The organism is Vibrio amylolyticus, from assembly GCF_023145695.1.
Classification (GTDB): domain Bacteria; phylum Pseudomonadota; class Gammaproteobacteria; order Enterobacterales; family Vibrionaceae; genus Vibrio; species Vibrio amylolyticus.
Genome location: NZ_JAJHVV010000011.1, coordinates 62,193 through 76,469, shown reverse-complemented (window position 1 = coordinate 76,469; position 14,277 = coordinate 62,193). Strand labels below are relative to the sequence as shown.

Below are 14,277 nucleotides of genomic sequence, written 5' to 3'. Positions count from 1 at the left end.
CGTTAACCACAACTATCCTACCGCTAGTAAAAAGCCGACGTAATCGTCGGCTTTTTTGTGTTCGTGAATATAATTAAGTCACTGGTTTGGGTTGTTTACTTCTCTTTCCACCAAGCACATTAATCAATGCACCAATGATAATTAGGCTACCGCCAACGAGAGTCCACATTGATGGCACTTCACTAAAGATCAACCAACCAAATATGATCGAAAAGACAACTTGGATGTATGAATACGCGGTTGCTTTACTTGCCACTTCCGCTTTCATTGCTTTGGTTAAGCCGATCTGTCCGATTTGAGTAAATATGCCGACAAAGAGTAACAGCACTAATGCGTCGAAACTCGGTACCACAAAATCGTTGCCCAATAAAATCAGCGATAACGGTAATGCAATCAATGGGAAATAAACAATGATCACTGACGTGTCCTCCGTCGTGCTTAGACGCTTGACGATTACGTAAGCAATGGCACTACCGAAAGCGCCAAACAATGCAGCGGCGATGCTGATAGGTGGTAGCTCGACAGCACCTTCAAACGCCGAGCCTGGATTGACGATAAAAAATAGCCCCGTTAAGCAGAACGCTATACATAGCATCGTGGATAACTGAATTCTCTCCTTTAGGAACAGCAGCGCAAGAATCGCAGTGAATACTGGATGCAAGTATTGAAGTATCGTTGCTTCTGCCAGTGGTAGAGTAGCAATAGCATAATAGACACAAATAAGTGCTAGTGAGCCTACAGCCCCGCGAGCGAAAAGTAGTTTCCTATTGTTACCCCAAAGGGATATCCTTTTTCGTTTTACATCGATGTAGCTGATGATAAGCGAAACCAGTGCCCTAGCCGCGACAATTTCAAAAACAGGTATTCCATGATGACTCACTAATTTCACGCAGGCAGACATCAAAGAAAAAGCAAGCGCTGAAATGAACATATAGCGTAGGCCCAGAGGGACTGAACTAAGGAAGTTGATAGGCATAATTTGTCTAGTACCGAAATATAAGTGCAGTGAAATTACTAATGGGCGGATACTATGGAACAAAGGAGAGAAAAGAAAGCGTTTCCACCGAAATATTCACGAATAATCGGTGGACCAAATGCCTGCACATTTATGTATTTAGCTCATCATTTTATCTCTTTAAATTGAAGCTCAACCAAACGCTGATACAACTCGCAACTCTTCAGCAATGATTGATGGTCTCCTACATCGATTAAACGACCTTGATCCATCACGGCAATTTTATCCGCATGCTTAATGGTTGATAAACGGTGTGCAATGATTAGCGTTGTTCTTCCACGCATTAACTCTTCCAATGCAAGCTGAACATGATGCTCACTTTCACTGTCTAAAGCACTGGTTGCTTCATCCAACAGTAATAAATCAGGATTCTTTAAAATGGCGCGTGCAATAGCGATTCTCTGACGCTGGCCACCTGAAAGCCTGACACCACGTTCGCCAAGAAAACTGTTATACCCTTCAGGTAGATTCAGAATAAAGTCATGAGCGTGCGCCTTTTTTGCTGCGGCTATCACTTGATCGTCTGTCGCGTCAGGATTTCCATAGCGGATGTTATGAAAAACATCATTACTAAACAAAGCGGGTTGCTGAGGGACCAGTGCCATTTTTTTACGTAGTTCGTTGGGCTCAATATCTCGAATATCTACGCCGCCAAACGTAACTGCCCCAGATTGTGGATCATAGAATCGCTGTAATAACTCAAACAGAGTTGTTTTACCCGCCCCTGACGGTCCAACAAGAGCGAGCACTTTGCCCTCTTCTGCTTCCAGGTGTAGATCGTTCGTCGCCGATTGGTCAGGTCTTGATGGGTAATGAAAAGTCACATCGTCAAAAATAACCTCAGCATTAAGCGCTTTTGGAGAGACAATATTCTGTTTCGGCGCAACTATGTGGCTATCAACTTGGAGTATTTCTATGAGTCGCTCTGTTGCTCCTGCTGCTCGTTGCAGCTCTCCAAGAACTTCAGAAATAGTCGCAAGTGATGAAGCCACCATGATCGCATAAAATACAAACGCGCCTAAATCTCCCGCTGACATTGTTCCGTTAATGACATCGCTACCACCAACCCACAGCATTCCAGCTATCGCGCTAAATACGATCACAATGACGCCGGAAATTAAAATAGCACGTTGCTTAACCCGCTGACGACCAATTTCGTAGGCCTTCTCTACCTCTTGAGAAAATGAATCTCGCTCTTGAGCTTCGTGGCTATAACTCTGAACTGTCTTAATATGCTCTATCGCCTCACCAGCATAGCTACCAACATCAGCCATGGAGTCTTGGCTTTGGCGAGACAGCGCCCGTACTTTACGGCCATAGATTAAAATAGGAATGAGAATGAATGGCACAGATACTAATACGATTAATGTTAGCTTTATGTTGGTGGCAAACAACATAATAATTGCGCCGACACACATGAGTGCACTTCGCATCGCCATTGAAAATGAAGAACCAATGATACTTTGCAACAGTGTCGTATCTGTTGTTATTCGGGACATAATGTCGCCACTACCATTGGTTTCAAAATAACTTGGATGCAACGTGATCACATGATTAAAAACCGCTAGTCGTATATCAGCACTGACTCGTTCACCTACCGATGACACAAGATAAAAACGAAAGAAAGTACCAACAGATATAAGCAAAGTAACTACGAGTATAAATTTAATCGCGTTACCAAGGTCAACGATTGATTGCTGTGTAAAACCTTCATCGATAAGAACACGAACGCCATGGCCAACAGAGAGCGTTAAAGAGGCTGTGAAGATCAACGCAACAAGAGCAGCAAGTACCTTCCCTTTGTAGGGCTGAATAAATTTAACCAGCTCAAAAAGAATACCTAGGTTTTTTCCTTTCGCTGTACCCGCTTTCGACTTATACGAATGGCCTGTCTTTTTGTCATTATCTAAGTCTGGTTGGGATTGCATAGATGATCCTAATTACTAACAGTTTATCTATAAGCTATTGGGGTTGTATATAAAATAGCAACCTCTACTAATGAGGGAGCAGTTCCAAATATAAAAATTAAATCAAAATATAGAACAAACTGTTAAGCTCATGAGTTCATATTAATTACTATGTAACAACTCAATACATACCCAGGGCAAATGGTAATTTATCGAATTATTTTGCTTATTTATATTAATAAGCTTTCTTAGAAAAAAATCACATTGTTTCATGGTCTATTTCAAACTTTTCACTTAATTCACGACCATTACTAACTTCGACAATTACTATTGCTTTATTGCTAGCAGTAATGGAGTACGCAATGATTAGAAATTACACAGAGAAACATGTTCAGTGTCCCCATTGTGAGCACAAGATTGGTCTCACTTTAGACGCTTCAAACGGTAGCAAGGAGTTTCATGATGACTGTCCTTATTGCCACCGTGCTATTCACTTAAATATGTTCATCGACAGCAGCCAGCATCAGATTAATTTAACCGCGTGTATTGAAGATGAACCTTTTAGCTAGTTAGTCGTTTTACTTTTATTGAACGATATGTTTCCCAATAAACGATAAAGAAGCACTCAAATTGAGTGCTTCTTTTTATATCGCTTCGTTTCCGTACAAAAACAAACCGCTAGAGTCGCTGGGCAAGTACTCGCTCAACAGTATCTACAATCGCTTGTGTTTGTGGGTCAAACTCGACGTTAACTCTATCATTCACTTTACGCTGACCAAATAGCGTTCTCTCTAGTGTTTCAGGAATAAGGTGAACACTGAAGCGCTCCTCCTCGACATCCCCGATCGTCAATGAACAACCATCTAAACCGATGTAGCCCTTTATTAATACGTACTTCATCGCTTCAGGAGCGACCTTAAACCAGAGTGTGCGGTTATTTGGCGTATTAATAATCTCATCGATTTTAGCGGTAAAAGAGATATGACCAGACATCGAATGACCACCAATTTCATCGCCGAATTTCGCAGCGCGCTCAATGTTCACGTGATTGCCTACTTCAAGTTCACCGAGATTGGTTAAATTCAAAGTCGCTTGCATAAGATCAAAGGTGATCGCATCATCATTCATTGAGGTTACCGTTAGGCAACAACCGTTGTGAGCTACAGAAGCACCAATCGTAAGGCCTTCTCGTAATTCTTCAGAAAGACTGAGTGTATGACTTTGAAACTCATCCTTTTTGAGAATCGAAATGACTTCTGCGGTTCCTTGTACAATTCCAGTAAACATAATTAAATTCCATGAGGTTTTTATGGTGCTTAGTGTGACATTTCTTTATCATGCGCGGCAATACTAAGAACATTTTTCTTTGCTAGAAACACTTTACTTTCCACCTCCTGCTCTCGGAGTTTATGTGCATCGTTATAAATTAGAAGCTTCAAACCTCATAAAACTTGCTACTCCAGTATTGATCGCTTCTGTCGCGCAAACTGGTATGGGCTTCGTCGACACAGTTATGGCAGGTGGCGTGAGTGCTACCGATATGGCAGCAGTCGCGATCGCATCGAGTATTTGGCTTCCTACCATCTTATTTGGTATCGGGCTGTTAATGGCATTAGTGCCCGTTGTTGCTCAACTCAATGGCTCTGGAAGACAGGTTAAAATTCCATTTGAAATCCATCAGGGAATCATATTAGCGCTGCTCATCTCCATTCCCACTATTTTGGTTTTACTCCAAACACAGTGGATACTCGATGTCATGGATATCGACGCGTTAATGGGTGATAAAACTAACGGTTATATGAACGCAGTGATGTTTGCGGTTCCCGCATTCCTGCTATTTCAAACGTTCAGAAGTTTAACTGACGGATTGTCACTAACGAAACCAGCAATGGTTATTGGTTTTATTGGCCTACTTATCAACATTCCCCTCAACTGGATTTTTGTTTACGGCAAGTTTGGCGCTCCTGCATTAGGCGGTGTGGGTTGTGGTGTTGCAACCGCCATTGTTTATTGGATCATGTTTGCCCTAATTCTGTTTTATGTTGTCACGTCAAAACGACTGGCGCACATACGACTCTTTGGTGAGTTCCATCGCCCTCAAGTTAAAGCCATTACTCGTTTATTTAAGTTAGGCTTCCCTGTTGCAGCAGCTATGTTCTTTGAAGTGACGCTTTTTGCTGTCGTTGCTCTGCTCATTGCCCCTTTAGGGCCGCTTATTGTCGCAGCGCATCAAGTTACCGCGAACTTTTCGTCGTTAGTTTTCATGCTACCAATGAGCATTGGTGCAGCAGTCAGTATACGGGTTGGTCATAAACTGGGGGAGCAAGACACAGAAGGCGCTAAAATTGCGTCACATGTAGGCTTGATTGTTGGTGTATGCCTATCCGTTTTTACCGCGATTTTAACTTTCGTCTTCAAAGAGAGTATCGCTGAACTTTATACCGACAATAGAGCGGTAATTACAATTGCTGTCCAACTCTTAATTTTTGCCACTATCTATCAATGTGCCGATGCAATACAAGTTATTGCTGCGGGTGCACTACGTGGTTATAAAGATATGACGGCGATTTTTAATCGAACCTTCATCGCGTATTGGTTACTCGGTCTACCGATTGGGTACATACTTGCTATGACAGACTGGATTGTTGAACCAATGGGGGCACATGGTTTCTGGATTGGGTTTATCGTTGGGTTATCATCAGCGGCTATTTTACTTGGAATAAGGCTGCATTGGATGCATAAGCAAGACGAAGATGTACAGTTAACCTTTTCTTCTAAGTAAAAGGACACAAGATTAGTATTCTCTTCTAAGAATACGACCTACCATAAAGCAGCCAAATATTATTGTAGAAAGCAAAAGCCCTGATAAGAATTCAATCAGGGCTTTTTGTTATCTTTATAAAACCTATACGCTCACTTCTATTCGGGATGGCGCTCTCTGAGGTAACGAGCAAACTTTGGGACACCATTTTGCGTCATACCGTTATATCGAAACGTAATGGTGCTACCAATACTTGGCGGGTGACGCCTTTGCTCATCCGTGAAACCACTTCCAATGTTAAACTCTACACCAGACTCTAGCTTTACTCTTAGTGATCCCATGCTTCCTTTGTACTTTCCATTTCCAAGCTTATAGCCAATTACTATGGCTTCGGTATCTTGGTGTTTCTTCAGCTTCAACATATCGTTACTACGACCGGCCTGGTATCGGCTCGTTATCTTACGTAGCATGATACCTTCACCACTTTGATTGCTGACATTATCTAGGTGTTCAAATAACTCTTTTTCCGACGCAATGGGGGTATGCTCAACATATTTAATATGAGGTGATTTTGTAGAGTTCACCCAGTGGATTAGATTGTAATAACGTTTTTGATAATTACCCGCATCTCTAGGCATATCGAATAGCATAAAATCTATTTGCTTCCACGCGGCATCGGATGGAATAGCATCCATGACGGTTTGCTGAACAATATGGAATTTCCCCCTGCCTGCCCATAACTCCCCCTCTAGCGGATAATCTGGAAGAGGCTCAATAAACCAACGTGGTGGGAAAATCTCGTTACCTTGCCTTGTAATAAGTCGGCTACCGGTCCAGATCGCTCTAATTCCGTCTAGTTTCTCACTTTTCCAGTATTCAAGGATATTGATACTTTCGTTGTAATTATAGGCGTTCATAACACCGAGATCGTAGGAGATATCCGCACTCACAGGCTGGCTGAGCGTTAACAAAATACTGTAAGAAAGAATAGAGAGACGCATAACTTACCTCTTAATGAATACACGTTGCATTCTCTCAATCTATTAATTAATCGCTAGTGATAATTGATTTCAATGCGACACGCATCATAACGCTCATTACCAAGTAAGCATCTAGTTTTATAATAATTGAACGAATTACCCAATTATTATTTGATTCTCATTTTAAGAAAAGTCGTTATCAAATTGAGAAACAACACTAATATAAATTTAAGTAATTGAAAAATATGAGTTTAAATACTGGCATAGAACCTGCTCTATAGAAACTAACCACATAGGAGAGAACATCATGGAACTACGTACTGTTGAAACAAACGACAACATTCTTACTTTAGAGATCATTGGCAACCTTGATGCTGAAGGTAGCCGTGAAGTCCAACCACATATCGATTCTGTCATTACTAATGACAAATACCATGAGGTAGAGCTTGATTTTCGCCACGTGTGCTTTCTTGACTCATCAGGTGTCGGCGCTTTGGTTTATTTATACAAACGCCTTGTTGAACGTGAACGAAATATGCGTATTGAGAATGTTCGTGGTCAGCCACTAGAGATAATTAAACTACTACGAATTGGGCAAGCAATTCCAGTAAACTCAAATACTCACTAAACCTAACTATACTCTTAAAATCAATCGAAAATATTCATAGAAAAATATTCGTAGAAACTAGGTTGAAAAGGACGTTGGCGATGAAAGGAATCATTATTTACATAGCTACATTTGTGTCTGTCACTGTTTTAGCCGGATGCTCTAGCTATCCCGAGGAAGGGAGAGGCGGAATGGCAGAAAGTCATATCTCCGCTGACTTCTCTCCTGTAATGCCAGATGAACCACTTGGCCCAGAGCATGGGCTTAGGTTCGACTGGAAACTGGCACAACTTCATTTAGATTCTTTGATTAGAGAAGGGGCAAAATGGTGTTTTCCTGCTGCCGTCGTACAAGCGATTGAAAAGCAAAATAGAATAGCGAGAGAGCTAGAAGGTGGCTTACTACTTGATGCCGCCAATGATTTGGTTATTCAAAGAAAACGCTTAAATGAACTGGAGCTTCAACTTGATTATGTCACCTCCCAAACTCATTGTTCACCTCCCGCTAGCCAATCACAGCTAAATTTGCAGCTTGCTGTTATTGACCAACTCTTCGAGATTTTGAATGTAGATAACCAGTTTGCCTTTGATTCAATAGAAATTAACCCTAAATATATGGGGCACCTTGCTAAAGCGGCCAATATTTTACTTGAACACAATACACTCAAACTGTCTGTCACTGGTCATGCCGATGCTAGAGGTGATGAACAGCACAATCAAACACTTGCTATGGGCCGAGCCAAGCAAGTGAAACGTTACTTAACTATTTTCGGTCTGGAACCCTCACGCATTAGCACCCATTCACTTGGTGCTGAGCTCCCTCTTTTTGAAGGAAACACGGATGGTGTGATGTTAACCAACCGACGTGTCAGTATTGAAGTGATATCTACGCAAGATCACGCCGTCACTCAATCACAAGGTGGTTTTTATGAATAAGCTCACCTACATCCTTATTATTGCCATTGCACTTTTCATCATTAACCCAGTGTATGCTTCCGAATCGACAACGCCACAACCCGATCAGCAAGTGACCGTGCAAATTGGTGATCTCATTCAAGTTAACCTACCTGGCGAGAGTACCCTTAATCGCGGTTTCCAAGTAGACAAACGAGGTAGAATTACCCTCCCCGAGATTGGTGCGATATTTGTGGCGGGATACAACGAAACACAACTAGAGCAGAGTATTCTAAAAGCACTTGAATCTGTATTTAGAGACTTATCTAACGCTTCCATCTACATATCAGAGCAACAAATTCTTATATCAGTTCAGGGGTACGTGAAATCACCCGGTGAATATACCTTATCAAAAAGTGCCGATATTCAAATGGCGATTCATGCTGCTGGCGGGTTACGTTCCGGTGCTCAGCTTAATAACATGTTGCTCAAAAGGGGTACTGAGAAACAGGCGTTTAATTACAAAGCATTTTTAGATAGCGGGGACGAAAGTCAATTACCTGCACTGCAATCTCTCGACACGCTATTTGTTCCAGCCTCTCCTCTTGTCGGCAATATTGAGCAAGAGTTTGACCCAGCAAAACTTGCAGACTCTGGTGACAGTGCTGACGGAAGAAGTGCTGTTAAAGTGTTTGGTGAGGTCAATTCTCCAGGTTCATTTTCATATAAAGAAGGAACCGATCTCGTCGATATTTTGATGCGTTCTGGCGGTGTTACTCGCTATGCCAGTGTTGAGCAAATTCGTATCATCTCCGATAACAATCCCGTCATTTTTAACCTAAAACGTTATCTAGACAGTGGCGACTCAAAGCTTCTCCCTGACTTGGCTCCTGGTGCTACCGTCTTTGTGCCAAAACAAGAGGAAGAGATAAAATCGGGCTCGAACACTGTATACGTGATGGGCGAAGTAAAGAGCCCCGGAGCATTTGAAGGCCAGCAAGGCGCTACCTTTATGGATATCTTAGCGAATTCAGGAGGTCCTACTCGTTATGCGGAATCTCGTCAGATCAGAATTATTAAAGCCAACGGAACAGTAATTCCCTTTGATCTCGCAGCCTACACTGAAGGGTTAATCGACTCTCTTCCACCAAAAATCTTACCGGGAGATGCTATATTCGTCCCTGAAAAGACAGACATGAATGAAAAATCTTGGTTGAAGGTGGCCCCTAGTCGCGCTGTTAATGTTATGGGGTCGGTCGAGCGTCCCGGACGAATCGAATGGTCAGATGAAATGAACTTAATGGATCTCATTTCTCACGTTGGGGGGCCAACATTAAGAGCCGACACCACAAAAATTGAAGTCATTGATAGTAATAAAAAATTGGTGGTCTTTGACCTTGATGCCTTCATATTAAACGGTGCACCTCCACAAGATTTACCGACGATTGCTGGTGGCTCAATTGTACGTATACATGACTTACCACGAGACCCTTCTGATAATAAAGCACAATGGGTTCGCCAAAGTTCAGACGCTTCAATCTACATATTTGGTCAAGTAAACACCCCAGGACGCTTTAGATTTACCAAAGAGATGCACTTCCTTGATATTTTGGCCGCCGCTGATGGCCCAACCAAAGACGCTGATATTCATAATATTCGCGTCACACACCGAGATAAAAGCTACTCAAAAATCAGTAAGCTAAACCTTTCTTTGTATTTCGAGACGGGTGACGAGAACTTATTACCCAATGTCACAATGGGTGACACTATCTTTATCCCTGAAAAGAATAAAAACTGGTTGGATAAATCAAAGGAATCGACTGTTAGAGTCTTAGGCGCTATCAACAAACCGGGACGCTACGCATTCAGCGATAACATGACGATATTAGACATTCTCGCAGAAGCTGGCGGTCCAACAAACGATGCCTATATTGAGAAAATCACCGTTGTAAATATGTCTTGCTGCCAAGGACAGGCTCGAACATTTGACCTTATTGAGTTTAGTAAAACCGCCAATATCTATCACTTACCGGTTCTGCGCTCGGGCGATACCATTTTCATCCCGAATCGTAGAGATAGCTTTCTTGAAAAAGCCCGTGTCGGTTTAGAAGATATTCTTCGTTTAACGACAGCCATTGTGTTGATAGGAGCGTTATGATGACTATCCCTGCAACCCATGCTGAAATCGAGCAGCTTTATTTGTCTGCCGAACTATCCGGCTGTAAATCATTGTGCATTACGGCATGCCAATCGCTTGATGGCGTCACTTCTGTGGCGAGTGCTTTGACTGAAAGGTACTTATTAGCGGGTCACAACGCTTTGCTCGTTGATCTCAATATGTTTAACCCTGCGTTTAAAGAGTTGGAGTTGAAAACCGACGATAATACCCACTGGATCGAACATGTTGATAGTCATCGGCTATTTACTGGGGTAGCCATCCCCAGGGATCAATCGACTCAACTGGCCTATAAAGACCCTGCTTTTATGGAGCAAGCCGTTATCGAGTGGGGTCAGCAGTACGACCGAGTCATCATTGATACATCACCTTTATTACAGATAAATCGCAGCAATATCCCTGCTCAAAGTATAGCGAACGCATGTGACAAAACTATTTTAGTTGTAAAAGGTGGCGTCACCTCTGCTGGACAGATAAAAAAAGCCACTGAGTTATTAAATAGTGGAAAGATTTCATTGCTGGGGACAGTGCTCAATATCAAAGATCAACCAACGCTTAGCTTTGAAATTATTCGTGAACTACGGCGAATCCCCTTTATCCCGAAAAAATTGCGTAGAACGATAGAAAACTGGCTAAATAGAAATGAATTTCTATCACAGTCTGCATAGATATATTCAGTATGAAATTAAAAGTACACAGACCCTAAGACGAGTCATAGACAGAACTTTCGAGGTAATTTCGAGGTAATTATGATGAAAAAGATCCTATACACATTTTTGATAAGCTTTGCGGCACCCTTGTTGGCAGCAGACCCTATTACCTTTGCAATCGTTCCTCAACAATCAGCTAGCCGACTGGCAGCGCAATGGTCGCCTATCATCCAATATCTATCTCAAGAAACGGGGAGAGATTTCATATTCTCTACGGCGAAAGACATTCCAATGTTTGAACAACGCTTAAGCAATGGAGAATACGACTTTGCCTATATGAATCCATACCATTACGTTACCTTTAGCCACTCTCCTGGCTACCGCTCTATCTCAAAAGCAAAAGATAAAAAAATAAAAGGGATCATCGTTGCTAGAAAGGATAGCAACATAACCGACTTGATGGAGTTAGACGGCAGCACCCTAGCCTTTCCCGCTCCGGCAGCCTTCGCAGCCTCGGTTCTTACCCGTAGCGTTCTAAAGCAGAAAGGAGTCAGCTTTGAACCTGATTACGTGTCGTCGCATGATTCTGTTTATTTGTCGGTCGCGAAAGGCTTCTATCCAGCAGGCGGCGGTATTATTCGAACGTTCAATTCAATTGACCCCGAGCTTCGTGAGCAACTTGTACCTATCTATACCACTAAGGGTTACACCCCTCACGCTATCGCTCATCACCCTAGGGTTGATGCCAAACTTGCTGCACAGGTTCAAGAGCTATTGGCAGCGCTACACACTTCAGAACAAGGAAGAGCCCTATTAAAACCGTTAAACATTAAAAGTTTTGTCGATGGAGCGAACTCCGATTGGGATGATGTTAGAGCGCTAAACATTAAAGAGATTAAACAGTAGATGTAACGATTACAGTTACAAATAGGTAGGTAAATATGACTTTTCGAGCTAAAACAATTATCGGCATAGCACTGATCGAAATCGTACTACTTATGTTTCTGGTATTTAGTGCAATGTCGTTTCTTTCAGAATCTAATGAAAAACAGTTAATTCAAAGGGCAAACTCAACGGCCACCATGTTCGTCAATGCCACGAAAGACGCGGTTCTTTCAACCGATATCGCAACATTAGACGATCTTGTTAGAGAGTTTATGACGCTTGAAGGTGTTCAATACGTAAAAATCGTTCGCCACGATCAAGTACTAGCGTGTGCTGGTGACATGGATTTACTCGAGCGAAATATGACTATCGATACTAATCTGCGAAATATCAGTGACGGTATATTCGATACTAGAGTGCCTATCGTTAGTGCTGGAATAAACTACGGCTATATCGATATGGGGTTTGGTACATCGGCTATCAGCAACATGTTAGAAAGTGCCCAAAAATCGATTATCGGTATCGCGTCGATTGAAGTCATTCTTGTAGCGGTTTTTTCTTTTGTACTTGGGACTTACCTAACCCGTAATCTAGTTCGTTTAACAGCAGCGACTAAAGCGTTAAGCGAACGTGGGCCTGGCTTTCAACTCAACGATACGTCAAATGACGAATTTGGTAATCTAGCCCGTGCCTTTGATACCATGTCTCGTAAACTAAATAAAAGTTATACCGATCTGAAATTGGCTCGCCAAGAAGCTGAAAACGCTTGTGAGTCAAAAGGACGCTTTCTGGCTTCTATGTCGCACGAAATACGAACGCCCATGAATGGCGTGCTTGGAATCTTATCACTTCTAGAAGAAACACCTTTAAGCAAAGAACAAAAACACCTCGTTAAAACAGCCACTACCTCTGGTGGATTCCTACTGACCGTAATCAATGACATATTAGATTTCACACGTATGGAATCCAATACATTAATGTTGGAAAACCAACCGTTTAACTTACGCGAATGTATTGAAAGTGTCATCGATAGTTTTGCTCCTGAAGCTAAAAGGAACGATCTTATTCTGCATTGTTATATTGAAGGTAACGTACCACCTATTGTTCGTGGAGACAGTAACCGTGTATGCCAAATACTTCATAACCTGATAGGGAATGCTCTTAAGTTTACGCACGAAGGGAGCGTAACTGTGAAGATTAAAGCGTTAGTCGACGAAAACCAGTGTCTAATACAAGGAAGCGTCGCTGATACTGGGATTGGTATCAAAGAGCAGTCTTTAGAATACTTGTTTGATGAGTTTACTATGGTCGACCAAAGCTATTCTCGTACTCAAGAAGGGTCAGGGTTGGGGTTGGCTATTTGTAAACGTTTATGTGAATTAATGGACGGCGATATACATGTATTCAGCCACTATGGCGAAGGCAGTACCTTCACTTTTTCGATTAATTTGGAGTTGGCTGGAGAACTTCTAACCCATGCAACGCCAAAAGCCACAATACTCGAACCAGAGTTACAAGATATTCGCATACTGGTTGCAGAAGATAATAAAGCCAACCAACTCGTGATAAAGAATATGTTTCTAAACGCAGGACTTGATATCGATATCGTCGATAACGGCTTAAAAGCCGTCGAACAAGTAAAAAGTGATAACTACGATCTAGTGTTCATGGACATTTCAATGCCAGAGATGGATGGTATCGAAGCGACACAAATTATTCGCTCACTGGACAGCGAAAAAATGAAAACGTTTCCTATCATAGCACTAACCGCCCATGCGCTAACTGGTGATAAGGAACACTTTATTTCAGCTGGAATGTCAGATTATTTGTCAAAACCTGTACGTTTGTCTCAGCTAATTGAAAAAATTAACTTATTCTTATCAGATAGAGTTAAAAATACGGACACGTTAATGATTGAAAAACCGACTACACTAGAATCAACGACTCTTGTTGAAGATAGTGGCAAAGATACGGACAGTTCTGTAATGGCAGACTCACAAACCCATTCTATCGAACCTGTGAATAACTCTGAGATAGCTGAATTTGTCGATGAAACGATATTGGTTCAAATGATCGAAGACACCAGTGCTGAGGTCATCCCTATCCTCATTGACCATTATATCGAAGAGTCCGGCGCTAGACTTTCTAAGATTGAGATGGCTCTGAAAGAGCGAGACGCAGACTTGTTAGAGTTTGAGGCACATACGTTAGGAAGTTCTTCACTTGCTCTTGGTAACCGGGCTCTGTCGATCGCTGCTCGCGATATCGAAAAGCTTTGTATTAATAATCAGAAAGAAGAAGCATTTGGTCTTATCCCTAATCTTCAAATAATTGCAAAACGCTCATTAAAAGCGATAGTTGCACGAAAAGAGCTCGGGTTTATTACTGATTCACAATAAGGCA

12 protein-coding genes are annotated in these 14,277 nt (G+C 42.0%); 8 read left to right on the top strand and 4 right to left on the bottom strand.

Going from position 1 to position 14,277, the window contains the following annotated elements; genetic code table 11:
• Positions 1 to 73: 73 nt before the first annotated feature.
• Both KP803_RS16905 and KP803_RS16900 read right to left on the bottom strand, forming a co-directional pair.
• Positions 74 to 976: a DMT family transporter gene (locus KP803_RS16905; RefSeq protein ID WP_248010039.1), complete on the bottom strand. Its 903-nt coding sequence runs from the start codon at positions 974 to 976 to the stop codon at positions 74 to 76.
• Between the two features lie 146 nt (positions 977 to 1,122).
• Positions 1,123 to 2,943, bottom strand: coding sequence for an ABC transporter ATP-binding protein/permease (locus KP803_RS16900; protein ID WP_345791566.1), 1,821 nt, complete (start codon positions 2,941 to 2,943; stop codon positions 1,123 to 1,125).
• 344 nt (positions 2,944 to 3,287) lie between these two features.
• Between KP803_RS16900 and KP803_RS16895 the strand changes: the two genes are divergently transcribed.
• The gene (locus tag KP803_RS16895; RefSeq protein ID WP_248010153.1) at positions 3,288 to 3,491 is read left to right on the top strand and encodes a CPXCG motif-containing cysteine-rich protein; all 204 of its coding nucleotides are present in this window, start codon (positions 3,288 to 3,290) and stop codon (positions 3,489 to 3,491) included.
• Between the two features lie 109 nt (positions 3,492 to 3,600).
• Here KP803_RS16895 and KP803_RS16890 read toward each other — a convergent pair whose 3' ends face one another.
• Positions 3,601 to 4,209 carry a riboflavin synthase subunit alpha gene (locus KP803_RS16890; protein ID WP_248010038.1) on the bottom strand — a complete coding sequence of 203 codons (609 nt, stop codon included), beginning with the start codon at positions 4,207 to 4,209 and terminating at the stop codon, positions 3,601 to 3,603.
• Between the two features lie 124 nt (positions 4,210 to 4,333).
• Here KP803_RS16890 and KP803_RS16885 point away from each other — a divergent pair, with 124 nt between their 5' ends.
• Positions 4,334 to 5,704, top strand: a complete 1,371-nt coding sequence (locus KP803_RS16885) for an MATE family efflux transporter (protein ID WP_248010037.1) — start codon at positions 4,334 to 4,336, stop codon at positions 5,702 to 5,704.
• A gap of 137 nt (positions 5,705 to 5,841) precedes the next feature.
• Here KP803_RS16885 and KP803_RS16880 read toward each other — a convergent pair whose 3' ends face one another.
• Positions 5,842 to 6,684 (bottom strand): DNA ligase, encoded by an 843-nt coding sequence (locus tag KP803_RS16880; RefSeq protein ID WP_248010036.1) that lies wholly within the window; start codon positions 6,682 to 6,684, stop codon positions 5,842 to 5,844.
• A 286-nt stretch (positions 6,685 to 6,970) separates the two neighbouring features.
• Here KP803_RS16880 and KP803_RS16875 point away from each other — a divergent pair, with 286 nt between their 5' ends.
• From KP803_RS16875 to KP803_RS16850, 6 genes are all read left to right on the top strand, one after another.
• The gene (locus KP803_RS16875) at positions 6,971 to 7,291 is read left to right on the top strand and encodes an STAS domain-containing protein (RefSeq protein ID WP_248010035.1); all 321 of its coding nucleotides are present in this window, start codon (positions 6,971 to 6,973) and stop codon (positions 7,289 to 7,291) included.
• Positions 7,292 to 7,371: 80 nt separating this feature from the next.
• A complete protein-coding gene (locus tag KP803_RS16870) occupies positions 7,372 to 8,205 on the top strand; it encodes an OmpA family protein (RefSeq protein WP_248010034.1) in 834 nt (277 codons plus the stop codon).
• Positions 8,198 to 10,321: an SLBB domain-containing protein gene (locus KP803_RS16865; protein WP_248010033.1), complete on the top strand. Its 2,124-nt coding sequence runs from the start codon at positions 8,198 to 8,200 to the stop codon at positions 10,319 to 10,321. The genes KP803_RS16870 and KP803_RS16865 overlap by 8 nt, the downstream gene beginning before the upstream one ends.
• A complete protein-coding gene (locus KP803_RS16860) occupies positions 10,321 to 11,007 on the top strand; it encodes a P-loop NTPase family protein (RefSeq protein ID WP_248010152.1) in 687 nt (228 codons plus the stop codon). Before KP803_RS16865 ends, KP803_RS16860 begins: the two co-directional genes overlap by 1 nt.
• An 84-nt stretch (positions 11,008 to 11,091) precedes the next feature.
• Complete coding sequence (locus KP803_RS16855; RefSeq protein WP_248010032.1) at positions 11,092 to 11,895, top strand: phosphate/phosphite/phosphonate ABC transporter substrate-binding protein; 804 nt, start codon at positions 11,092 to 11,094, stop codon at positions 11,893 to 11,895.
• A gap of 35 nt (positions 11,896 to 11,930) precedes the next feature.
• The gene (locus KP803_RS16850; RefSeq protein WP_248010031.1) at positions 11,931 to 14,273 is read left to right on the top strand and encodes a HAMP domain-containing hybrid sensor histidine kinase/response regulator; all 2,343 of its coding nucleotides are present in this window, start codon (positions 11,931 to 11,933) and stop codon (positions 14,271 to 14,273) included.
• Positions 14,274 to 14,277: the final 4 nt, after the last annotated feature.